Annotated in this window: 29 protein-coding genes; 9 read left to right on the top strand and 20 right to left on the bottom strand. The window is 60.5% G+C overall.

What is annotated here, in order from left to right; all coding sequences use genetic code 11:
* Positions 1 to 1,308, top strand: coding sequence for an MFS transporter (locus tag CI807_RS22980; protein WP_095016357.1), 1,308 nt, complete (start codon positions 1 to 3; stop codon positions 1,306 to 1,308).
* Here the strand turns inward: CI807_RS22980 and CI807_RS22975 are convergent, their stop codons facing one another.
* The 6 genes from CI807_RS22975 to CI807_RS22950 form a co-directional block, all read right to left on the bottom strand.
* Positions 1,309 to 1,920, bottom strand: coding sequence for a LysE family transporter (locus CI807_RS22975; protein WP_095016356.1), 612 nt, complete (start codon positions 1,918 to 1,920; stop codon positions 1,309 to 1,311).
* Between the two features lie 74 nt (positions 1,921 to 1,994).
* Positions 1,995 to 2,786: an AraC family transcriptional regulator gene (locus tag CI807_RS22970; protein ID WP_095016355.1), complete on the bottom strand. Its 792-nt coding sequence runs from the start codon at positions 2,784 to 2,786 to the stop codon at positions 1,995 to 1,997.
* Positions 2,787 to 2,836: 50 nt separating this feature from the next.
* Positions 2,837 to 3,523 carry an arsenical resistance protein ArsH gene (gene arsH, locus CI807_RS22965; RefSeq protein ID WP_095016354.1) on the bottom strand — a complete coding sequence of 229 codons (687 nt, stop codon included), beginning with the start codon at positions 3,521 to 3,523 and terminating at the stop codon, positions 2,837 to 2,839.
* Between the two features lie 11 nt (positions 3,524 to 3,534).
* On the bottom strand, positions 3,535 to 4,005 hold the full coding sequence (locus CI807_RS22960; protein ID WP_095016353.1) for an arsenate reductase ArsC: 471 nt from the start codon (positions 4,003 to 4,005) through the stop codon (positions 3,535 to 3,537).
* Positions 4,006 to 4,018: 13 nt separating this feature from the next.
* Complete coding sequence (locus tag CI807_RS22955) at positions 4,019 to 5,302, bottom strand: arsenic transporter (protein WP_095016352.1); 1,284 nt, start codon at positions 5,300 to 5,302, stop codon at positions 4,019 to 4,021.
* A 19-nt stretch (positions 5,303 to 5,321) separates the two neighbouring features.
* Complete coding sequence (locus CI807_RS22950) at positions 5,322 to 5,678, bottom strand: metalloregulator ArsR/SmtB family transcription factor (RefSeq protein ID WP_095016351.1); 357 nt, start codon at positions 5,676 to 5,678, stop codon at positions 5,322 to 5,324.
* Positions 5,679 to 5,855: 177 nt separating this feature from the next.
* Here CI807_RS22950 and CI807_RS22945 point away from each other — a divergent pair, with 177 nt between their 5' ends.
* The 4 genes from CI807_RS22945 (at position 5,856) to CI807_RS22930 (ending at position 7,672) form a co-directional block, all read left to right on the top strand.
* Positions 5,856 to 6,071 carry a hypothetical protein gene (locus tag CI807_RS22945; protein ID WP_005788169.1) on the top strand — a complete coding sequence of 72 codons (216 nt, stop codon included), beginning with the start codon at positions 5,856 to 5,858 and terminating at the stop codon, positions 6,069 to 6,071.
* Between the two features lie 71 nt (positions 6,072 to 6,142).
* Positions 6,143 to 6,838: an AzlC family ABC transporter permease gene (locus CI807_RS22940; protein WP_038850981.1), complete on the top strand. Its 696-nt coding sequence runs from the start codon at positions 6,143 to 6,145 to the stop codon at positions 6,836 to 6,838.
* Entirely contained in the window at positions 6,835 to 7,146 is a 312-nt protein-coding gene (locus CI807_RS22935) for an AzlD domain-containing protein (protein ID WP_016974806.1), read from the top strand. Before CI807_RS22940 ends, CI807_RS22935 begins: the two co-directional genes overlap by 4 nt.
* A 172-nt stretch (positions 7,147 to 7,318) precedes the next feature.
* On the top strand, positions 7,319 to 7,672 hold the full coding sequence (locus tag CI807_RS22930) for a hypothetical protein (protein ID WP_061437008.1): 354 nt from the start codon (positions 7,319 to 7,321) through the stop codon (positions 7,670 to 7,672).
* A 146-nt stretch (positions 7,673 to 7,818) separates the two neighbouring features.
* Here CI807_RS22930 and CI807_RS22925 read toward each other — a convergent pair whose 3' ends face one another.
* The 8 genes from CI807_RS22925 to CI807_RS22890 all read right to left on the bottom strand — a co-directional run bounded on the left by CI807_RS22925 (position 7,819) and on the right by CI807_RS22890 (position 16,145).
* Entirely contained in the window at positions 7,819 to 8,523 is a 705-nt protein-coding gene (locus tag CI807_RS22925) for a YoaK family protein (RefSeq protein WP_095016350.1), read from the bottom strand.
* A gap of 69 nt (positions 8,524 to 8,592) precedes the next feature.
* A complete protein-coding gene (locus CI807_RS22920) occupies positions 8,593 to 10,215 on the bottom strand; it encodes an ATP-binding cassette domain-containing protein (protein ID WP_095016349.1) in 1,623 nt (540 codons plus the stop codon).
* A gap of 126 nt (positions 10,216 to 10,341) precedes the next feature.
* The gene (locus tag CI807_RS22915; protein ID WP_095016348.1) at positions 10,342 to 11,379 is read right to left on the bottom strand and encodes a DNA topoisomerase IB; all 1,038 of its coding nucleotides are present in this window, start codon (positions 11,377 to 11,379) and stop codon (positions 10,342 to 10,344) included.
* 78 nt (positions 11,380 to 11,457) lie between these two features.
* The gene (gene modC / locus CI807_RS22910) at positions 11,458 to 12,537 is read right to left on the bottom strand and encodes a molybdenum ABC transporter ATP-binding protein (RefSeq protein ID WP_095017606.1); all 1,080 of its coding nucleotides are present in this window, start codon (positions 12,535 to 12,537) and stop codon (positions 11,458 to 11,460) included.
* A 5-nt stretch (positions 12,538 to 12,542) separates the two neighbouring features.
* A complete protein-coding gene (gene modB, locus CI807_RS22905) occupies positions 12,543 to 13,223 on the bottom strand; it encodes a molybdate ABC transporter permease subunit (RefSeq protein ID WP_095016347.1) in 681 nt (226 codons plus the stop codon).
* The gene (modA, locus tag CI807_RS22900; RefSeq protein ID WP_095016346.1) at positions 13,224 to 13,982 is read right to left on the bottom strand and encodes a molybdate ABC transporter substrate-binding protein; all 759 of its coding nucleotides are present in this window, start codon (positions 13,980 to 13,982) and stop codon (positions 13,224 to 13,226) included.
* Positions 13,983 to 14,095: 113 nt separating this feature from the next.
* Positions 14,096 to 15,157 carry a nitronate monooxygenase family protein gene (locus tag CI807_RS22895; RefSeq protein WP_095016345.1) on the bottom strand — a complete coding sequence of 354 codons (1,062 nt, stop codon included), beginning with the start codon at positions 15,155 to 15,157 and terminating at the stop codon, positions 14,096 to 14,098.
* A gap of 109 nt (positions 15,158 to 15,266) precedes the next feature.
* Positions 15,267 to 16,145: an alpha/beta fold hydrolase gene (locus tag CI807_RS22890; protein ID WP_177409597.1), complete on the bottom strand. Its 879-nt coding sequence runs from the start codon at positions 16,143 to 16,145 to the stop codon at positions 15,267 to 15,269.
* Positions 16,146 to 16,318: 173 nt separating this feature from the next.
* Here CI807_RS22890 and CI807_RS22885 point away from each other — a divergent pair, with 173 nt between their 5' ends.
* On the top strand, positions 16,319 to 16,897 hold the full coding sequence (locus CI807_RS22885; RefSeq protein ID WP_095016344.1) for an ABATE domain-containing protein: 579 nt from the start codon (positions 16,319 to 16,321) through the stop codon (positions 16,895 to 16,897).
* On the opposite strand, the gene ada is transcribed toward CI807_RS22885, so the two are convergent.
* From ada to CI807_RS22865, 4 genes are all read right to left on the bottom strand, one after another.
* Positions 16,894 to 17,940: a bifunctional DNA-binding transcriptional regulator/O6-methylguanine-DNA methyltransferase Ada gene (gene ada / locus CI807_RS22880; protein WP_095016343.1), complete on the bottom strand. Its 1,047-nt coding sequence runs from the start codon at positions 17,938 to 17,940 to the stop codon at positions 16,894 to 16,896. The two genes, CI807_RS22885 and ada, sit on opposite strands and share 4 nt — an antisense overlap.
* Positions 17,941 to 18,015: 75 nt before the next feature.
* Positions 18,016 to 18,681 carry a DNA oxidative demethylase AlkB gene (gene alkB, locus CI807_RS22875; RefSeq protein WP_095016342.1) on the bottom strand — a complete coding sequence of 222 codons (666 nt, stop codon included), beginning with the start codon at positions 18,679 to 18,681 and terminating at the stop codon, positions 18,016 to 18,018.
* 4 nt (positions 18,682 to 18,685) lie between these two features.
* A complete protein-coding gene (locus tag CI807_RS31495; RefSeq protein ID WP_016974793.1) occupies positions 18,686 to 18,853 on the bottom strand; it encodes a hypothetical protein in 168 nt (55 codons plus the stop codon).
* Between the two features lie 25 nt (positions 18,854 to 18,878).
* Positions 18,879 to 19,181 (bottom strand): DUF1883 domain-containing protein, encoded by a 303-nt coding sequence (locus CI807_RS22865; RefSeq protein WP_003191319.1) that lies wholly within the window; start codon positions 19,179 to 19,181, stop codon positions 18,879 to 18,881.
* A 214-nt stretch (positions 19,182 to 19,395) separates the two neighbouring features.
* On the opposite strand from CI807_RS22865, the gene CI807_RS22860 reads away from it, so the two are divergent.
* Entirely contained in the window at positions 19,396 to 19,749 is a 354-nt protein-coding gene (locus CI807_RS22860; RefSeq protein ID WP_016974792.1) for a hypothetical protein, read from the top strand.
* 223 nt (positions 19,750 to 19,972) lie between these two features.
* A complete protein-coding gene (locus CI807_RS22855; protein ID WP_016974791.1) occupies positions 19,973 to 20,203 on the top strand; it encodes a hypothetical protein in 231 nt (76 codons plus the stop codon).
* 9 nt (positions 20,204 to 20,212) lie between these two features.
* Here the strand turns inward: CI807_RS22855 and CI807_RS22850 are convergent, their stop codons facing one another.
* On the bottom strand, positions 20,213 to 20,494 hold the full coding sequence (locus tag CI807_RS22850) for a hypothetical protein (protein WP_016974790.1): 282 nt from the start codon (positions 20,492 to 20,494) through the stop codon (positions 20,213 to 20,215).
* A gap of 142 nt (positions 20,495 to 20,636) precedes the next feature.
* On the bottom strand, positions 20,637 to 20,822 hold the full coding sequence (locus CI807_RS22845) for a hypothetical protein (protein ID WP_016974789.1): 186 nt from the start codon (positions 20,820 to 20,822) through the stop codon (positions 20,637 to 20,639).
* Between the two features lie 310 nt (positions 20,823 to 21,132).
* On the opposite strand from CI807_RS22845, the gene galU reads away from it, so the two are divergent.
* Positions 21,133 to 21,972: a UTP--glucose-1-phosphate uridylyltransferase GalU gene (gene galU / locus CI807_RS22840; protein WP_003173830.1), complete on the top strand. Its 840-nt coding sequence runs from the start codon at positions 21,133 to 21,135 to the stop codon at positions 21,970 to 21,972.
* Positions 21,973 to 21,994 lie beyond the last annotated feature (22 nt).

Genomic DNA, 21,994 nt, shown 5'->3' with positions numbered 1-21,994 from the left:
ATGTTCGATGTGCTCAGAAACAAGACGTACCGGCGCCTGTTCTTCGCCCAGATTATTGCGCTGATCGGCACCGGCTTGACCACGGTGGCCCTGGGGCTGCTGGCATTCGACCTGGCGGGTGATCAAGCCGGTACCGTGCTGGGCACGGCGTTGGCGATCAAGATGGCGGCCTATATCGGCGTTGCGCCGGTGGCGGCAGCCTTTGCCGAGCGTTTGCCACGCCGGGCGATGCTGGTGAGCCTGGACCTGATCCGCGCCTTGGTCGCCTTGGCGTTGCCGTTTGTCACGGAGATTTGGCAGGTCTATCTGCTGATTTTTGTGCTGCAGTCAGCCTCGGCGGCATTTACGCCGACCTTTCAAGCGACCATTCCCGAGATCCTCCCCGATGAGGCGCAGTACACCAAGGCGCTGTCCCTCGCGCGCCTGGCGTACGACATGGAAAGCGTGATCAGCCCGATACTCGCGGCGATGTTGCTGAGCATCATCAGCTTTCATAGCTTGTTTGCCGGGACGTCAGCGGGCTTTTTGATCTCGGCGCTGCTGGTGTCTTCGGTGCTGCTGCCGCAGGCCAGGGCGGCGGTGCGGCGGGGTATCTATGACCGCACCACCCGTGGTCTGCGGATTTTCCTGGCGACCCCGCGTCTGCGCGGTTTGCTCGCGCTCAACCTGGCGGTGGCGGCCGCGAGTGCGATGGTCATCGTCAACAGTGTGGTGCTGGTACAGTCGGGGTTTGCCCTGCCGCAACGCTTCACGGCGTTTGCGCTGGCCGCGTTCGGGGCGGGTTCGATGATGGCAGCGCTGGTGTTGCCGAGGGTGCTGGCGCGGCTCAGTGATCGCGCCGCGATGATTTCAGGCGGCGGATTGCTGATCATGGGGCTCAGCGTGGGTGTCTACCTGTCGGATTACCGACAAATGCTGCTGTTGTGGTGGGTGCTGGGCCTGGGTTATTCCCTGGTGCAGACCCCGGGCGGACGCCTGTTGCGTCGCTCCGCTCATGCCGAAGACCGGCCTGCGTTGTTTGCTGCGCAATTCGCGTTGTCGCACATCTGCTGGCTGCTGACTTACCCGTTGGCCGGCTGGCTCAGTGCCAACGTCGGAATGTCGCAGACATTTGCCAGCCTGGCGTTTGTGGCGACCTTGGCACTGATCGCCTGCGCCAGCCTCTGGCGGCCAGAACATGAGCAACCTGCGGTGGTGCATGAACACCCTGAGCTGCCTGTGGGTCATCCGCACTTGGCACGCCATAAAGCGGGAATGCACGGGCACGCCTACGTCATCGATGACCTGCATCGCCGCTGGCCAGCCTGATCAAATGCCTTGCGCGGCCAATATCGCCAGATAGATCAGCACCAGCCCACAGGCGGCATAGCTGATGCGCTGCCAGGTGGGCGAGGCGTTCTGGCGCAACAGGTTGACCAGCCCCGCGAGCAGAAAGCAGGACAGCACTGACGCCAGCATGAACCCGGCAAAGAACATCAGCGTCTGCCCGTGGCTGGGCGTGGTGCCGACAATGCCTGACAGTGCGCTGCCCAGCGCGCCCCAATAGACAATATTCTTCGGGTTGGCCAGGGAGATCGCCGCCCCGGTGGCCAGTGCCTTTTGTCGGGTGCTGGCGGGCGCGCTATCTGCCTGCGGCAGGTGCCAGGCGTCGATCAGGCTGCGGACGCCGAGCCAGGCCAGGTACAACGCACACACCACCGTCAACGGCACGCGCACGGCATCATGCTGGACCAGCAGGGCGATGCCGGTCAGGCCGATCACCGCCCACACCGCATCGCCCACCAGTGAGCCAAATTGCACCAACAGGGCCGGTGTGAAGCCATGCAGCAGGCCACGGCGCAGGGTTTCCGCCAGCACAGCCCCGGGGGAGAGGCAGAACACAAAACCGAATACCACTGCGTAAAAGAAGATCGTCAGCATGCCCACATTCCTTCAAGAGATGGCAGGCAGTGTGAGGATGAGCCGAGGAGGTGTCTTGGACCAGATTGCGCTGTTCAGCGTTTAACAGCGTTTTGATAAAGACCCGGCGTGATGCCGTAGGCGGAGCGGAAGTGCCGGTTGAGGTGGCTTTGATCGGCAAAGCCCAGGTGATGAGCGACGTCGGAAGCGGCCATGCCGTTGCGCAATAGCCCCTTGGCGCGGCGCGTGCGCAACTGCATGGCCCACTCGCGGGGCGTCAGCCCGGTTTCTTTCTGGAAGGCGCGCAGCAGGTGGAATTTGGAGAGGCCCATCTCAGCGCCAAGGTGGTCCAGCGTCAAGGGTTGATGCAGTTGCTCGGCAAGCAGTTCCTGGGCGCGACTGATCAGAGGCTTGCCGGTGCCGGTGCTGCCTGGCAGGCGCACACCGCTGATATTCACCACTTCCCCCAACAGCAGCACTAACGCCTCTTCATTCAGTTCGCGAACCAGCGTATCGGTACTCAACGCGCCCTTGATCGCCGTCGCCAGTCGCAGCGCAAGGTCGGGTTGGAAGCACAGCGAACGATCAAACTCCAAGTGCCCCAGCCCAAGGTCCGCCGCCAATTGATCCGCCGTGGCGTACAGGCTCACAAAGTGCCAGGGCGCGCCGTCCGCCGCGCCGCCGCCCTGAATCTGGCCGGGGTTATACAAGGTGATGGAGCCGGGCCCGGCGTCGAATTCCCGACGGTCGAGCCAGACTTTTTCTTCGCCCAGCAGGTTCACGCCGATCACGCATTCATCATGGCTATGGCGGGCAAAAGTCAGGCCGGTGCAGGCGGTGCTGCTGATTTCATAGTGGCCCAGCCAGGCGTGTCGCACGGCGCTCATCGATTCAACTCGGTCAGGAGACAGGCACGAGCATACGCTGGCAAGCAGGCTCAGATCGACCGTTGATTAACGCGGTGCGAAAGTTCGTCGGCGCTTTCCTTGCGCTCCGAATAGCGGTCCACCAGTTCGGGGCGCTCGCGCAGCAGCAGGGTGAACTTCACCAGTTCCTCCATCACGTCGACCACACGGTCGTACAGGGCGGAAGGTTTCATGCGGTCCTGATCATCGAACTCCATGAAGGCCTTGGGCACCGAAGATTGATTGGGGATGGTGAACATGCGCATCCAGCGCCCCAGCACGCGCAACTGGTTAACCGTGTTGAACGACTGCGAGCCGCCGGACACCTGCATCACCGCCAGGGTTTTGCCTTGGGTCGGGCGCACTGCGCCAAGGGCCAGCGGCACCCAGTCGAGCTGCGCCTTGAACACCGCTGACATCGAGCCGTGGCGCTCGGGCGAGCACCACACCTGGCCTTCGGACCATTGCATCAGCTCCAGCAGTTCCTGGACTTTGGGGTGGTCACGCGGCGCATCGTCGGGCAGTGGCAAACCGCTGGGGTTGAAGATGCGCGTTTGCGCGCCGAAGTGCTGCAACAGGCGTGCGGCTTCTTCCACCAGCAGGCGGCTGAACGAGCGCTCCCGGGTCGAGCCGTAAAGCAGCAGGATGCGCGGTGGTTGGGCCGAGCCATCCGGTTTTGACGGGAACAGGGACAGGTCCAGGTTGGGCAGGGTGGTCATGGGGCCTCCGATTACAGCTCGGCAATTCGAGCGAGTTCTGCTTTGAGTTCAGTTGGGCTGAGCTCGGCAAACGGCAGGATGAAAAACGCCCTGCAGCGAGTGGCAATGGTCTTCAGCGTGGCGTCGAATGCCGCCTGCACGCGTGCATCGTCACCCTGCACATCCGATGGGTCTTCCAACCCCCAGTGCGCCTTTACCGCTGGCCCGAAATACACCGGGCAAGCTTCGCCGGCCGCCTTGTCGCACACGGTAATTACCACGTCCGGCGGGCTGCCTTCGAACGCGTCGTTACCTTTGCTGTACAAGCCTTCGGTGCTGATACCGGCGGCCTGCAAGGTGCTCAGGCTGCGCGGCAGGACCTGGCCCTTGGGAAAGCTGCCGGAGCTGATCGCCTCGAAACCTTCCGGCGCCAGGTGGTTGAACATCGCTTCGGACAAGATGCTGCGGCAGCTGTTGGCGGTACACATGAACAGGACTTTCATGGAACGATCTCCTTTAGATACTCAGGCGTAAGGCAAGGGCGGCGAGGGTGATCAACAGCACCGGCAGGGTCAGCACAATGCCGACCTTGAAGTAGTAGCCCCAGGTGATGGTGATGCCCTTGCGCGCCAGGATGTGCAGCCACAGCAAGGTGGCGAGGCTGCCGATGGGGGTGATTTTCGGGCCCAGGTCGCTGCCGATCACGTTGGCGTAGATCATCGCGTCCTTGACCACGCCCACGGCATGGCTGGACTCGATGGACAGCGCGCCGATCAACACCGTCGGTAGGTTGTTCATTGCCGACGACAGCAGCGCCGTCAGCACGCCGGTGCCCATGGCCGCGCCCCACACGCCGTAAGTGGCGAAGGTGTCGAGCCAGGTGGCCAGGTAGGTGGTGAGGCCGGCATTACGCAGGCCGTAGACCACCAGGTACATGCCGAGGGAAAAGATCACGATTTGCCACGGTGCTTCTTTGAGCACTTTACGCGTGGAGATCTTGTGGCCCTTGGCGGCGATCACCAACAGGAGCACGGCGCACACGGCGGAAATCGCGCTGATCGGAATGCCCAACGGCTCCAGGGCAAAGCAACCTACCAACAGGATGCCCAGCACCCACCAGCCGGCACGGAAAGTCGCGCGGTCGTGGATGGCACTGGCAGGGGCTGCGAGGTCGGCGGGGTCGTACGTCTGCGGGATATCACGGCGGAAGAACCACAGCAGCACCGCCAGCGTGGCCGCGACGCTGACGAAGTTCACCGGCACCATCACGGCGGCGTACTCGTTGAAGCCGATCTTGAAGTAGTCGGCCGAGACGATATTCACCAGGTTCGACACCACCAGCGGCAGGCTCGCCGTGTCGGCGATAAAGCCCGCGCCCATGACGAACGCCAGGGTCGCCGCCGGGGAAAAGCGCAGCGCCAGCAGCATCGACATTACGATGGGCGTGAGGATCAGTGCCGCGCCGTCGTTGGCGAACAGCGCCGAGACCAGGGCGCCGAGCAGCACCATATAGGCAAACAAGCGTCGGCCACGTCCACGGCCCCAGCGTGCGACGTGGAGTGCGGTCCAGGCGAAGAAGCCGGCTTCGTCCAGCAACAGGCTGATGATGATCAGCGCGACAAAGGTCCCGGTGGCATTCCAGATGATGTGCCACACCACGGGAATATCAGCCAGGCTGATCACGCCGCAGGCCAGGGCCAGGATCGCGCCCATCGTGGCGCTCCAGCCAACGCCCAAACCTTTGGGCTGCCAGATGACCAGGACGATGGTGAAAATAAAAATGGCAATTGCGACAAGCATGAATAAAGGCTCCGATGGCTCAGCAGCAGGCGCTGGCCCGTTGTGGTCTGTCGCCCATTGCATCCAGACGTTGTGCGTCGCTGTGCAACCATGGCTGGTTGGCTTGCAGGGTGGTGTGCAGCACCTGCGTCACCCACTCGGGCAGCGCAGGATTGATGCGGTAGTAGATCCATTGACCCTGACGACGGTCCTGCAGCAACCCGCAACTGCGCAGTTGCGCCAGGTGGCGGGAGATTTTCGGCTGGCTGTCATCCAAGGCATGGATCAGTTCGCACACGCAAAGTTCGCCTTCACGCAGGATCAGTAACGTCAGGCGCGCACGGGTGGCGTCGGCCAGGCATTTGAAGAGGGTGGGTGGGGAGATGAGGTCCGACATGGCCAAGGCCTTTGTATATATGGTTATCCGAATATACGTATTTCTATATGTATCAGTCAAACCCTGTTTCAATTGATATGGATCAAATGCCTTGAAATCCGCCACAAGTGTTTGAAATTAAAATGAAACACGAATGTCCTAAAGTGCCTGCCCATTGCTGATGAAGGAAGACCCCGCGTGACCCGTGCCACTCGCAACCTGCGCAAGACCCTCGATTCCGTCGCGGAAAATAACGAAACCGCCGCGTTCGACCTGATGCGCGCCGTCGAAAAACTCGGCGATGAAGTGCTGCGCCAACGCCTGCTCAATACGATTCACCGGCTCAATCAGGATGCCTATGAGTTGCGCGAAGCGCGTGATTCGGTAGAGCAGGTGTCGGTCAGGCTCGCCTGAGCAAGATCGTTCAAGACAAGCCCGTTGTTGCGCTGGCATGCTTGTCGACTGTCTGTCGATGAGCCGTTTCCATGCCTACCGCCTTACCGCATTACGCTTTCGCTCGCGGCGCCATTGCCGTTATTCCTTTGTCCCTGGCTTGCGCACCCTGGGGATTGCTGGCCGGCTCCATGGCCATCGATGCGCAATTCAGCCCGCTGGAAGCCCAGGGGTTGTCCGCCATCGTGTTTGCCGGCGCTGCGCAACTGGTAGCCATTGGCATGGTCAAGAGTGGCGCCAGCCTGATTTCCATCGTGCTGACCACCTTGCTGCTGACCTCCCAGCATCTGCTGTATGGCATGCACCTGCGGCCAATCCTTTCTCCCCTCAAGACCCGCTGGCGCATCAGCCTGGGCTTTTTGTTGACCGACGAATTCTTCGCCCTGGTCAGCCACTATGACCGCGAGACGTTCAACCGCTGGTATGCCTTGGGCGTCGGGCTGACGTTTTATATCGCCTGGAACCTGTTCACCCTCGCGGGCATCGTGCTCGGCAAAAGCATCCCCGGCCTCGACCAACTCGGCCTGGAGTTTTCCATTGCCGCCACCTTCATCGCGCTGATTACGCCCGTGGTACGGGATATTCCGACGGTGGTCTGCGTGGCCGTGTCACTGCTGTTTTCGGTGTGGTTGAGCTTCCTGCACTGGGAATCGGCGGTAGTGGTGTCCGGCCTGTTGGGCATGAGCGCGGGTTACGCCTGCAAGCGGTTGGGAGTAGGGCAGCCATGATTTTCCTGATGATTGTGATAATGGGCCTCGCGGTCTTTCTCAACCGCTACCTGTTTATCGAGCCGCGCCTGCCGGTGCGCCTCAATCGGGGCGCACGGGAGTTTCTTGGGTTTGCCGTGCCCGGCATGCTCACGGCGATTTGCGGGCCGATCATTTTCCTGGCGGATCATCATCTGAACCTGAGCCCGGCCAACCCCTATCTGCTGGCGGGTATCAGCGCAGTGGCGCTGATGTTCTGGACGCGCAATGTGCTGGTCACCGTGTTGCTGAGCATGGCGTTGTTCTATCTGTTCCGCTGGTTGCTCTAAAGCCCAGGCGAAAAAAAGCCCGCGGGAGGGCGGGCCGAAGGGAGACTTCTAAAAATGAGCGTGGCCACTATAGGCCGCACCTTCTCCCTTTACAGTGAAACAAAGTTTATGCAGCCGTCAGTCCAGCCCGCGGCAATGGTACAGTCGCGTTTTTTTTCAACGGAGCAATGGCATGCACAAGGTGGTAATTGGCGCACTGGTATTGGCGGCCCTGGCCGGTTGCGCGGGTTCGAAGATGAAAGAAGCGCGCGCAGGCACGCCCTACAAGACCCTGGCTTCGGACAAGGCCACCTTGGTCGTTGCCGAATGCGTGCAGTTCGGCTGGCAGGACGAAAGCGTGTTCGGCGTTGATGCCGGCGGCTTCAAAGAGCCGATCGCGGCGGGCGGTTACACGGTCTACACCACTGCTGGCGATTACTTCGTCGACGTGCAAAGCGCGGGTGCCGGTTCTTCCATCAAGTACTATGCCGCGGAAGACAACATGCCCGCCAAGCGTCGTTTGGCCGCACTCGCGACCTGCCTGTAATCCATTGCCTTAGTCGATTTAGGAAATGCCTGGCACGACAGCCGCCGGGCATTAGCTTATGATTCACCCGCTCGCCCGGCATGATGGCTCTTTACCAGTACACGGACGTCGAGGCTTAAACGTCGGGCGAGCATCCTTCCTTTTCTTCAACGCGGCATGTAACCCAGGTGCCAGCGACGGGGAATCTTCAGTGACACCAACCCCAACAACCCCGCCAGCACGCCGCTGACCATCAGCGCCTTCAAGCCCATCTGCTGCTCCAGCAATGCGCCAATCACCGCCCCCACGAACATGCCTGCCCATGGGATCAACTGCACGCGCCAGCCACTGCGCCGCTCTCCGAGCAACCAGCGTCCCAGCCCACGACCAAAACGAGAAAGTGCGCCAGTGACGTAAGTCAGCCCCACCGGCAAACCGTTGACCTCTTCCACAGCGGCATTAAGCATGCCCATCGCAATGATCGCCGCCAGCAGCGCGGGCAGCGCATCCGCGAAAGGCAGCCATGCCGCGCCGCACAACAACGCCGCAATACACAGCAGCAATGGCAAGGCGTGGCGACGGCTCATTCGACTGACCACCACCCCCAACGCGTTGCCGACCACGAATGTCGCGACCAGCAACAACAGTCGCCCGGTCAGCCCAAGATCACCCGCGCTGATCGCCACCGCCAGACGCGTGGTGTTGCCACTCATGAACGAAACGAAGTCACCGCTCGCCATGAAGCCGATGGCATCGGTCATCCCCGCCAGCACCGACAGACTGGCCACCAGCATCAGCCCGACCCGGCCACGCCAGCGTTGCCGGTGGGCGAGTGCAGCATTGGCGTAAGGCTTGCGGGGCGAAGGCAGCATAGGGCCGGGTTCCTCGGTGAGATTATCCGGCCACTACCGTAGGACGCTTTACGCGCCGGTGCAATGACCTCAGACAGGCTCCAGCGACCAACCTGTGTCGTGCCAATCCAGGAAGTGGGTGGGCTTGATCGATTGAATGAACGCCGCGTCATGGGAGACCACCAGCATCGCCCCGTTGAAACCTTGCAGCGCCTGCTCGAAAGCCATCACCGACTCCAGGTCCAAATGGTTGGTGGGCTCGTCCAGTAACAGCAGTTGCGCCGGCACTTCGCGCCACAAGGCAATTGCCATCGCGGCCTTCAAGCGTTCGCCACCGCTGAGTTGCCCGGTGGGTTGGGTGACGCGCAAGGCATCCAGTTGCAGCAAGGCCAGGCGTGTACGCAATTCGGCTTCGGCCAAGGGAGTGTCGAGCAGGTTGAGTTGCTCGACGATGGAGCGCTGATCGTCCAGCAGCGCAAGGTGCTGATCAATGTAGGCGCAGGGCAGATGCACCCTGCATTCACCCGCGACGACCTGCCATTGACCGGCCAGTACCTTCAGCAACGTGGACTTGCCGCAGCCGTTCGGCCCACGCACGGCAACGCGCACCGGACCTGCGAGATGCACATTCAGACAGGTCGACGGCAGCCACGGCAACTGTGCGTCCACCAACGACAGCGCCTGTCGCCCGTTGGGCACCGCTGAGGCGGGCAATGCCAACAAGGTCGGCGTTTCATCTTCGACCCGTTCATAAGCCTGGCGCACCTGGGCATCCAGTTCGTGTTTATGTTGCCAATGCGCGCTACGCACGGTGCTGACGATCTCGGTGGCGGCACCTTTCCAGCGCGCCTTGGTAAAACGGTCGACGTTGGCGGTTTCCGCATGCTTGCGTGAACGCGCGGCGTTGCGTTGCAGGCTGTCGTGGTCTTTTTGCAGGCGACGCCGTTCGCGGCTGCGCTCCAGGCGTGCATGGTCCAGCGCGGCGATGGCGGCCTGTTGTTCGGCATCGCGCTGCAGGCGGTAGGCATCGTAGTTGCCGCCATAGACGTTTACGCCGAGGGGTGACAGTTCAATGATGCGCGCCATGGCGTTGAGCAATTGCCGATCATGGCTGACGACGACAAGGCCGCCACGCCAATCACCGAGTACTCGCAGCAGCCAGGCGCGGCCTTCGCTGTCGAGATGGTTAGTGGGTTCGTCGAGCACCAGCAGCGGCGGCGCGGCCAGCAGCGCGCCGATGATCGCGACCCTGGCCAACTGGCCACCGCTGAGTTGGTCGGCCGGGGAATCAAAAGCCAGTTGCGACAGCCCCGCGCCGTCCAAGGCACTGCGCAAGCGTTCGGCCAGGTCCCAGCGGTCGTCGATCAATTCCAGGTCTTCGACCTGTGCGGCGCCTCGGGTCATGCGTTCAAGAGCGGCCAATATCACTGCGGTGCCGGTGAGATCGGCGACCGTTTCCCCTGGCGCAACCGCGATGCTCTGGGCAACGTAGATCACTCGGCCCGGGCCATTCAGCGAGCCAGAGGAGGGCGCCAGCAGCCCAGCGATCAAGCGGGCGAGAATGCTTTTACCTCGACCATTGCGCCCCACAATGCCGGTAGGTGTGTGATCGATGGACAGGGTCAAGTCATCCAGCAGGGTTTCGCCATTGGCGAACTGGAAGCTCAGGTGTTGCAGGGAAACAAGGACGGGCAGCCGGTTGACGTCAGTCATCAGCACCTCCAAAAAAATGTCGGACAGGCCAACAAGCGCGCCAGGCGGCTCGTTGCAGATACATTTTGGAAGGCTTAGTGGTTCACGTCGGCGGTCGTCCTGCGGATCAGAGGGGGGAGGCAAAGCCTAACTCGTCTTGGCTTTTTTCGGCAAGTCTGCCGCCAGTTGCTCAAGAAACATCGCCAAGGCCACTTCTTCGGCCTTGAGCCCTTTGCGTAGGCGCGGCTTGGGCAACTTGGAGAGTTCCCCGAGGCTGAAATGCTCCAGCACGGCAGGGTGGATGTAACACTTGCGGCACACCGCCGGGGTGTTGCCCAACTGCTTGGCGACATCCTTGACCATTGCCACCACGTGCCGTTTGGCATCGGATTCGGGCTGCCACTCCAATTCCCGCAACACCGCCAACGCCATGGCGGTGCCGGCCCAGGTGCGATAATCCTTGGCGGTGAAGTCGGCGCCGGTAAGGTTGTGCAGGTAGTCATTCACGTCCTGGGAGCTGACGGTGTGCCGCTCGCCATCCTCATCCAGGTACTGGAACAGGTTCTGCCCGGGCAATTCCAGGCAGCGTTTGACCACTGTCGCCAGTCGCCGGTCCTTAACGCTGATTTGGTGCTCGACGCCGCTCTTGCCGCGAAACTGGAACTTGATTTCGCTGCCTTTTACATCCACATGACGGGTGCGCAGGGTGGTCAGCCCGTAGGACTTGTTGTCGCGGGCATACTGGGTATTACCGACGCGGATCAGCGTAGCGTCCAGCAGCGTCACCACGGTGGCCAGCACCTTTTCGCGGGTAAATCCGGGTTCGGCTATTTGCGCTTCGAGCTGTTTGCGCAATTTCGGCAGTGCGCTGCCGAATTCCTGCAGCCGCGAATACTTGTCGGTGTCGCGCACTTCGCGCCAGCGCGGGTGATAACGGTACTGCTTGCGGCCACGGGCGTCGCGGCCGGTGGCCTGTAGGTGGCCGCGCGGGTCGGCGCAGATCCACACATCGGTGTAGGCCGGCGGGACGGCGAGGGCATTTAGGCGCTTGATCTCGTCGGCATCCGTGATGCGTTCGCCCTTGGGGTCGACATACTGGAACTTGCCGCGCAGCGTCTTGCGGCGGATGCCGGGCTGGGTGTCGTCAACGTAATGCAGGTCGCGGGGCAGCGCAGAGTCGGACATGGGGCGGGTTCCTTGGCAACAAATCAGGCCGGTATGTCTGATGGACCGCAGCGGTGTGCGGTCGTGCCAAAAGGTTGCTTACGCCAACACCGCGACGGCCTTGATCTGTGCCCACAGGCTCTGGCCGGGGTGCAGTTGCAACTGGTCGCGGGAGAACCGCGTGATGCGCGCCAGCAGTGGCGTACCACCCGCGTCCAGGCGCACCAGCACATGCGCGCTGTTGTCTGCCGAAATCTCTTGCGTGACCGTCACCGGCAGGCGGTTGAGGATGCTGCTGTGTTCCTCCGCTTGCAGGCTGAGGCTCACATCCCGCGCCTGCACCTTGATACGCAACGCTTTGCCCACCGCCAACGGCGCATGGGCTACACGCATGTGTAAGGCGCTGGCGGGCAGTTGCAGGGTGAGCAACTGATAGTGATCATCATAGGCACTGACGTTGCCGTTGATCACCACGCCGGCATCGTCGCCCAGCGCCAGGGGCAGGTCGAGCCGCGCCAGCGTTTCGCCGATAGGGCCGCTGGCCAGGGCCTTGCCGTCGCTGAGCAAGACGATGTGATCGGCCAGGCGCGCCACTTCATCCTGGGCATGGCTGACATACAGCACCGGGATATCCAGTTCATCGTGCAGGCGTTCGAGGTACGGCAGGATCTCGCTTTTGCGCTGGCTGTCGAGGGCGGCCAGGGGCTCGTCCATCAACAACAGGCTGGGGCTGGTGAGCAAGGCGCGGGCGATGCCGATGCGCTGGCGCTCACCTCCGGAAAGGTGCTGGGGATGGCGATCCAGCAAGTGGCCGATACCGAGTAACTCGGTAGCGTGGGCCATGTCGACACGGCGCTGCTGACGGGGAATGCGCTTGAGGCCGAACTCCAGGTTGGCCCGCACCGACAGATGGGGGAACAGGCTGGCCTCCTGAAACACGTAGCCCAGCGCGCGTTTATGGGGCGGTACGAACAACTCTTTGCGGCTGTCTTGCCAGACTTCATCATTGATCTGGACAAAGCCGTCTTCGGCGCGCTCCAGCCCGGCGATACAGCGCAGGCAGGTGGTCTTGCCGGAACCGGAATGCCCGTACAGCGCCGTCACACCGCGACCGGGCAAATGCAGGTCCACGTCCAGGGCAAAACCCGAATACTTGAGTTGCAGACGTATATCAATCATCGACATCAACTCCAGCCCATCTTGGTTTTACGGCTGGAATACAGCGCCAGCAACACCAGGAACGCGAACACCACCATGGAGCCGGCCAGCCAATGGGCCTGGGCGTATTCCATGGCTTCCACATGGTCGTAGATCTGCACGGACACCACTCGGGTCTTGTCCGGGATATTGCCGCCGATCATCAGCACCACGCCGAACTCACCGACGGTGTGCGCAAAACCCAGGATGGAGGCGGTGATAAACCCTGGCCGCGCCAGGGGCAAGATAACGGTGAAGAACGCGTCCCAAGGATTGGCACGCAAGGTCGCGGCCACTTCCAGCGGGCGTGTGCCGATGGCGGAGAAGGCGTTTTGCAACGGCTGCACTACAAACGGCATGGAATAGATTACCGAGCCGATGACCAACCCAGCGAAGCTGAAGGTGAGGGTGCCCAGGCCCAGCCATTGGGTGAACTGGCCGAAGTAGCCATTGGGGCCCATGGTCAACAGCAGGTAAAAGCCGATGACCGTCGGTGGTAACACCAACGGCAAGGCGACGATGGCACCAATGGGGCCGCGCCACCACGAACGGGTGCGCGACAACCACAGGGCTATCGGAGTGCCGATGATCAACAGGATCACGGTAGTCAGTGACGCCAGTTTGATGGTCAACCAGATGGCGGAAAAATCGGCACTCGATAACGGCATTTACTTGGCCAGCTCGTAACCATAGGACTTGATGACGGCAGCGGCTTTAGGCCCCTTGAGGTAGTCGACCAGCGCCTTGGCGGCGGCGCTGTCCTTGCCCTTGTTGAGGATTACCGCGTCCTGTTTGATCGGGTCATGCATGGCGGCGGGAACGATCCACGCCGAACCGCTGGTGACTTTGCCGTCTTTGTAGATCTGCGACAAGGCCACGAAGCCCAGTTCAGCGTTGCCGGTGGACACGAACTGGTAGGCCTGGGTGATGTTCTGGCCTTCGACGATCTTGTCTTTGACCTCCTCGGTCAGACCTTCCTTGGCCAGCACTTGGGTGGCGGCGAGGCCGTAAGGTGCAGCTTTCGGGTTGGCGATCGACAGGTGCTTGAATTCGTTTTTCTTCAACACCTCACCTTTGGCGTCGACGTAACCTTCCTTGGCCGACCACAGCGCCAGGGTGCCGACGGCGTAGGTGAAGCGCGAGCCTTTGACGGTGTCGCCTTCGGTTTCGAGTTTTTGCGGGGTAGTGTCGTCGGCGCTCAGGAACACTTCGAACGGCGCACCATTCTTGATCTGGGTGTAGAACTGGCCGGTGGCACCGTAGGCTGCGACCAGTTTGTGGCCGGTGTCTTTTTCGAAGTCGGCGGCAATCGCCTGGATCGGTGCGGTGAAGTTGGCGGCGACGGCCACCTGGACTTCATCGGCATGGGCCGAACCGAAGGCGAGGGCGGCGACCAGGATGGCCAGGCGTGAGGCGTGAATCTTCATGAAGCAGCTCCTTTGAGGGTGTACGGCTTGTTATAGGTAGAAGGCTTAACCGCTATGTATGGGAATATATAGCGGTTGGCCATTGCCGGTACAGTGCAAAGTTGCCACAGGTTCTATGGGTTGAATTTGGCCAAGGCCTGCTCCGCCAGCTCGCGCGTCAGGTCATAGGTGGTAGTGTCTTTGCCCAGGCGCAGCGCCTGGCCGGACCATAGGTTGCTGAAACCCGCTTCATCCTTGGCCTTGAGCGGGATCAACGCTCCGCCGGAGGTCGGGAATGCCGGGGCGGCTGGGTTGATTGCACCCAACTCCCGCATCACGCGGTTGACGATGCCCCGTGCCGGACGACCGGTAAACAGGTTGGTCAGCGCGGTTTCGCTGGCCTGGGCATGGCGCAATGCGTGGTGGTGCGAAGGCGTGACATTGGCTTCAGGCGTAAACAGGTAAGCCGTGCCGATCTGTACCGCCGAAGCGCCCAGGGCAAAGGCCGCGACGATCCCGCGTGCATCCCCGATCCCCCCGGCGGCAATCACCGGCACGCTGACGGCGTCGACCACCTGCGGTAGCAAGGCGAACAGGCCGATCTGGGTATTGAGGTCATCGCTGAGAAACAAGCCACGATGCCCGCCCGCTTCACTGCCCATGGCGATGATTGCGTCGCAGCCGTGCTGCTCCAGCCAGATCGCTTCTTCCACGGTGGTGGCCGAGGACAGTACTTTCGCACCGGTGGCTTTTACCCGATCCAGCAGGGCTTTTTCCGGTAGGCCAAAGTGAAAACTGACGACTTCGGGGCGGAATTCCTCGATGACCTGGCACGCGGCTTCGTTGAACGGTTCGCGGTTGGACACGGGCGTCGGCGCCTCAAAATCGGCACCCAACTCGCGGTAGTAAGGTTCCAGGAGCTCCTTCCAGCGGCGATCACGCGCTGCGTCGGGGGCTGGCGGTTGGTGGCAGAAGAAGTTGACGTTGATCGGGCGTGGGCTGGCCGCACGGATGGCGGCCAGGGCTTCGCGCAGTTGCGCGAGACTCAGTGCGGCCGCCGGCAATGAGCCCAGCGCGCCAGCTTTATTGGCCTCGATGACCATGGCCGTGGTGGTGCCCACGGCCATGGGCGCCTGGATGATGGGCAATTCGATCCCCAGCAGGTCGATAATGCGGGTGTCTGGCCAGGTGCTCATGGGGTGTCTCTCCAGCGTTAGTGAGGCTTTGCCCTGTTTTAACAGGGCCCATGACACCCGGCCACTCTGTTTTATTCACTGGACGAACGGCACGTTTCGTGGTGTGCCATCAGTTGATGGCGTCTCCCAGCACCGCGTGAATCCGCTCGGCGATGTGGGGCGCGTGGGTTTCCAGGGCGAAGTGGCCGGTGTCGAGAAGTTCCACTACGGCGTTCGGGTTGTCGGTTTGATAGGCGTGTGCACCTGGCGGGATAAAGAACGGATCGTTCTGGCCCCAGATCACCAGTGTCGGCACTTGCGTGGCCTTGAAGAAGGCCTGGAACGCCGGGTACAGCGTCAGGTTGTTGCGGTAGTCGAGGAACAGGTCCAACTGGATCTCGTCGTTGCCGGGCCGTTGCATGAGCAGTACGTCGAGCATGTAGGACTCCGGCGCAACCAATTCGGGTTGATTCACGCCGTGCAGGTACTGGTAGCGCGTGCCTTCCAGGCTGATTACTGCGTTGCGAATCACCTCGCGGTTGGCCTGGCTCGGTTCGGCCCAATAGGCGCGAATTGGTGCCCAGGCGTCCCCCAGGCCCTCCAGGTAGGCGTTACCGTTTTGCGAAACCAGCGCGCTGACGCGTTCCGGGTGTGCCACTGCCAGGCGTAGGCCAACGGGTGCGCCATAGTCGAAGACGTACAAGGCGTAACGCGTCAATTCCAGCGCATCGACAAAATGTCCGACGGTGATCGCCAGGTTATCGAAGCTGTAGGGGTAGTCGCGTTCGGCCGGTACCTCGGTAAAACCGAAACCCGGCAAGTCCGGCGCGATCACCCGAAAGCGCGTGGCGAGCAAGGGGATCAGGTCGCGGTACATATGCGACGAGCTGGGGAAACCGTGCAGCAGCAAGATGACCGGCGCCGAGGGGGCGCCGGCTTCGCGGTAAAACATGCGTACGCCGTCGGCATCGACATGGCGATAGTGAACGATGGGGGTTGGAAGGGTCATGATGAAGTCGCCTTTGTAACTTGATTGGATTGATATACGGGTTACCGTTTTCAAAAGCTGCGCCGAAAAAGGTAACCTGTCAAACTATTTATAGCGGTTTCAGATTCGTTTATTGTAACTATCCATATGGCTGGATAGCGGTTACTATATCGACGCCCTGAAGAGGAATGACCATGACTATCCCAGCTCCGCTTGAGCCTTATGTACTAGCCGATGATCCGGTGTTGGACATGCTCAACACGCGCGCCAATGTCGACGCGCAACCCCACGACTTCTGGCAGTCCGATGCCGATGTCGAGCGTTGGCTGGTGCGCCTGGGGTGGGTAGAGGAGGGGCAGGTGCCGGCATTTGAACCGGGTGCGCTGCTGCGGGCGGGCCGGGAGCTGCGCGAGGTGATCCGTGTGTTGCTGGAAGCGCGCAAGGACGGAACCCAGGGTGATCCAACCGCCCTCAATAGCTTTTTGCGCAAGGCGGTCAGCCACACGCAATTGGCTTGGCTGGCACCGGGTGAGTTACGCATCGACCGTCAGCGCAAGCAGCAAACTCCGGAGCAATTTCTCTCGATGATCGCTGAGGCTGCAGCGCGTTTACTGGTGGAGGGCGATTTCAATTTAATCCGCACCTGCGAACATCCCGAATGCGTGTTGTGGTTCTACGACCGCACCAAGGCTCATAAACGTCGTTGGTGCAGCATGGCGCTGTGTGGCAACCGGCATAAAGTCGCCGAGTTTCGTAAGCGCAAGCTGGGTTAAGCCTTGTTTTCCCGCTCCAGCAACTGCTGTTTGCGTTCCACACCCCAACGATAGCCTGACAGGTCGCCATTGCTGCGCACCACACGGTGGCAGGGAATGGCAACCGCGATGCTGTTCGCGCCACAGGCCTGAGCCACCGCACGGAATGACTTCGGCGCGCCGATTCGTTCGGCAATCTGCGCGTAACTGGCCGTGCTTCCCGCTGGAATTTCGCGCAAGGCTTGCCACACCCGTTCCTGAAATGCAGTGCCGCGCAAGTCCAGGGGCAGGTCCAGGCCGAGCCCAGGCGCTTCGATAAAGCCCACGACCTGCGCGACCAATTGCTCGAAGCGCTGGTCGGCGCCGACCAGTTCGGCCTTGGGAAATTGATCCTGAAGATCGCGTACCAGCTTGTCAGGGTCGTCCCCCAGCAGAATCGCGCACACGCCACGGGCACTTTGCGCCACCAGAATCGCCCCCAGCGAGCACTGCCCGACGGCGAACAGGATCGCCGAGTTAGTCCCTCCGGCTTTGTAGTCGCTGGGTTTCATGCCGAGAAGCTGGTCAGCCGACTCATAAAAGCGGCTGTTGGAGTTGAAGCCCGCGTCATACAGCGCATCCGTCACTGAGTGCGAGCCTTTGAGCCCATCGCGAACCTTGCGTGAACGGTGCGCAGTGGCGTAGCCCTTGGGCGTCAGGCCGGTGACGGCTTTGAACACGCGGTGAAAGTGGAACGGGCTGAGGCTGGCTTGCGTGGCCAGCGCGTGCAGGCTGGGCGCAGTGTCAGCCTGTTCGATATATCGACACGCGTCCGCCACCAGTTGCGCGTGGTGCGCAACCAACTGGGTCTGGTCTGCGGTCGCGCGTTTGCTGGCGCGATACCCTGCGGCTTCGGCCTGCGCCGGCGTGTCGAAGAACTCGATATTTTCCGGGCGTGGCAAGCGCGAAACGCTACTGGCGCGGCAGTACACACCGGTGGTTTTCACACCGTAGACGAACAACGTATCGGCCTTGGGGTCTCGGGCGAGGACGGCTGCCCAGCGAGGATCTTGTTCGGTAGTCATGGTCGGCACTCTTGACGGATCCAGGCCAGATTAATCGCGCGACACGCGCCTGACACTCTGAAGCTTGCGATCAAATCAGCCGGCGGCGCGAAACGTGAGATTAATTCGTTGCGGGCCCATGACCGGATGTACGCCTTCCTTGATCGGCATCACCCCGTGAAAGCGCAAGCGGTCCACGCCGCCCCAGACCACTACGTCACCATGGAACAGCGAGACTTTGCGGGTTTTGTCACTGCGTTCGTGCCCACCAAACAGGAAAATTGCCGGCAGGCCAAGCGACACTGACACAACCGGTTCGCTATACCGACGTTCGTTTTTGTCTTGATGCAGGGACATTTTGGCGCCGGGTACATAGCGGTTGATCAGACAGGCATCAGGGGCAAAGTCGGCAAAACCTGCCTCTGCCGCCGCCAGTACAGCCAATTGACGCAAGATGTCGGGCATCTGCGGCCACGGCTGCTGGCTGCGTGGGTCAAGCGGGGAGTAGCGGTAACCGGAGGTGTCGGTGGTCCAGCCCAGGTCGCCGCAACTGCTCAATGCCGCCGACATGGTAAAGCCGCCAGGTGTGACCATTTGCCGAAACGGTGATTGAGCCAGCACCCGTCGCAGCTCCGGCAGAAGGTGCTCGATCCAGGGCAGGGCGTAGCCCCGTAATACGTAGGACTGTTCGCCAATCTGCTCACGCCCTGCGGGTTGTTGCAACGCGTCGTCGGCGAACAGGTCAGCGGTGGGGCCGGGCATTGGCTTACAGCGCCTTGCTCACATTGATGTCGGTGATTTCATCACTGGCATCATGAATTTTCGCCAGGGCTTGCTTGGCTTCTTCCACACTGTTGGTCTGCAGTTGAGCGAACTCAAAGCGGCGTTCACCGTTGAGTTTGTACTTGATCACGTATTTGGTAGTGGTGTTCACGGCTATTTCCTGTGAAGTGTGCGGATCAGCTCAGCTTGGAGCTGGTACGACGCACAATGCGGATCTTGTGGGACAGCGCGGGTTTGCGGGTCACGCTGATTGCGCGACGCGTGACCACGTCCAGGGTGATGTTCCAGAACCCAGTGCTCGGTGCGGTGATTTTGGCGGGGAACTTGTCGAAGGCGCCGCCGTGATAGGTGTGACGGCCGCCATTCTTGAAGCTGCGAAAATTCGCATCGCTCATCAGACGGATATTACAAGTCTGCGAGCATTCGATGACGACAATATCGCCCTCGTTGAGGTGCTCACGCTGGTGGATGAATTTCATGGGTGGGGACTCCAGAAGGGCTTTTTCTGAAAAATCAGAATGATACGTAGGTTAAGATGGAGTTTATCAGCCCCAGCGCGTTTATTATCGGCCCGTCTTCAACGACGTCGACAATTTAAAACAGTTATTTACCGAGTTATCAGGGATAAATCCTACGTGGGCGGGAGAAAATTACCATCCCCGCTGTCGTAGGGTCTTTATCGGAGGTTTTAGTATGAAATGGAGTGTGTTGGTTCTGGCCCTGGCGATTGGTGGGTGTGCTTCGGTTGCAGATATCAAGCAGACCCCTCCGACTTTGGCGGTCATTTCCGGGAAAAAACCCCAGGAATACGCCGCATGTGTGGTGAAAAAGTTGTCGACTACCCGCCGGCCACCGCAGATCGAGCCGCATAAGGACGGCGGCGTGCAGGTGATTGTGCCGCAAAAATTTTCGGCTGACCCTTCAGCGATCTTCGAGATCGACGAGCGTTCCAGTGGCAGTAGCATCAAGCTCTACGAGAGCATGTCCAATGTGCCGATCCGTCCGGGTGACGTGAAGAAAGCTGGCGAGGACTGCATTTCCGGCTGATATGGCCCGCTTCATTTTGCGACCTCCAATCCGATAAAAAGCCTGGTCCCGTCATTGCACGGCCGGGCTTTTTTGTGGGGACACGACGCTGCGGGGCATACAGCCTACCCTTTGGAATGCGTGCCGAATGGGCAGGGCATCCGTTAAACTGTTACCCGATCAATGCAAAAATGCCGCGCAAACCCTCGGTTTGTGCGGCATTTGTCTTTTTGGGAAGTCTTTCATGAAGCGTGAACACGTCAGGGCTCGCCAGGCCGAAGGCCAGATAACGGCGACGCACATCATCCAGAACCCGGCTGACTTGGGTGAGTGGATCGTATTTTTCAAGAAAAGCGGCGGCCGCAGTTTTTTCCTGGTGGACGATCAGGACGAAGTCGAGTCGTTCGCGCGCCTGGATGATCTGGTGGAGACCATTCGCAGTCTGGGTATCAAGTTTGCCGACATTCAGTTGTAAGCCTGAAGCTTACTTGCAAACCACCACGACGCTGCGACTCTTGTAGTTGCCCACGTCCTGCCCCAGGGTCTTGTCGCTTTCCTTGAGCGACGGTGTTCCTTCGGTTCCGACGATGCGGTAGCCGGTGCCGGCACACGAGGCGTCAGCCTTTTCGTAACAGCTGGCCCAGGAATTGGCTTCGCCTGAGCAATCGATGGTCAGACCTTGTTCACCGTTTTTCAGGTAGACGTCAGAAGTGGTAGTGCAGCCGGCGAGCGCCAGTACCGCAGTCAGTGCCAGAATCTTGTTCATGTGTGTTCATCATCGAGGGTGTTGGAAGGGCGCTGACACTGTCGTGGGGCGTTTCGGCGAGATTATAGCGATCTGCCATGTACGTACAGACAAACACAAAAAAGCCCCGATCAAACGGGGCCTTTGCGCAGCGCTTGGGCGCTTACTTGCCTTTCGGCCGTTTGCTCGATGCGTGGCCCGCTTCATCCACAAACACTTCAGCCACCGCGATAGCCTGGCTTTCGCTCTCGAATACCCCGGCGACGCTGTCACCGTGGAAGTTGATCAAGTGCCAACCGTCCGCTCGTTTGGTGATCAGGTAGCCGTTCACGCCTTTTGGTTCTGACATCTATCAAGTATCTCGTGGTGTGGTTCAAGGCCCTTATGATAGCGCCAAACACCTTGATCCAGCGCAAGTTATTCCAGGTCAGTGTTCTCGTTGCCAAAGCGTGCTAAAAAGGGTTCAGCCCTTTGAAACATTGAGGCGCAGACGTTTTTTACCGTGGCGGCCGGAGCTCGCTCCGTAAGACCAGCGGAACTTACGCCGAGATTTTTTCTCTATGATGACATCGCAACGCCAGCAGGACCCATTGTAAGGTGACTGCGGCCTGATTAGACTGCGCCGAATTCCGTACGCACAGCCCTTTGTAAGGACTCATATGATCAAGAAATGCTTGTTCCCAGCAGCCGGTTACGGCACTCGCTTCTTGCCAGCGACCAAAGCCATGCCCAAAGAGATGCTGCCGGTGGTGAACAAGCCACTGATTCAGTACGGCGTCGAAGAGGCTTTGGATGCCGGTCTGAACGAGATCTCAATCGTCACTGGTCGTGGTAAGCGCGCGCTGGAAGACCACTTCGACATCAGCTACGAGCTGGAAAACCAGATCAAGGGCACCGACAAGGAAAAATACCTGGTCGGCATCCGCAAACTGCTGGACGAGTGCTCGTTCTCCTACACCCGTCAGACCCAAATGAAAGGCCTCGGCCACGCGATCCTGACTGGTCGTCCACTGATCGGTGACGAACCGTTTGCCGTGGTACTGGCGGATGACCTGTGTGTGAACCTGGAAGGCGACGGCGTGCTGACCCAGATGGTCAAGCTGTACCAGAAATACCGTTGCACCATCGTTGCCGTGATGGAAGTGAACCCGACTGAAACCAACAAGTACGGCGTTATCGCCGGCGACGACATCGGCGATGGCCTGATCCGCGTGCGCGACATGGTTGAGAAACCGGCTCCGGAAGATGCACCGTCGAACCTGGCGATCATCGGTCGTTACATCCTGACGCCGGACATCTTCAAGCTGATCGAAGAAACCGAGCCAGGCAAGGGCGGCGAAATCCAGATCACCGATGCCTTGTTGAAGCAAGCCAAAGACGGTTGCGTGATTGCCTACAAGTTCAAGGGCCAGCGTTTCGACTGCGGCGGCGCTGAAGGCTACATCGAAGCGACCAACTTCTGCTACGAGCACTTCTACAAGACTGGCAAGGCTTACTGATTCATGCTGTAAGCGGCCTGTT

This window comes from Pseudomonas sp. NS1(2017), from assembly GCF_002269425.1.
GTDB lineage: Bacteria > Pseudomonadota > Gammaproteobacteria > Pseudomonadales > Pseudomonadaceae > Aquipseudomonas > Aquipseudomonas reactans.
The sequence above is the reverse complement of the archived record's forward strand: the minus strand, read 5'-3'. Positions and strand labels throughout refer to the sequence as shown.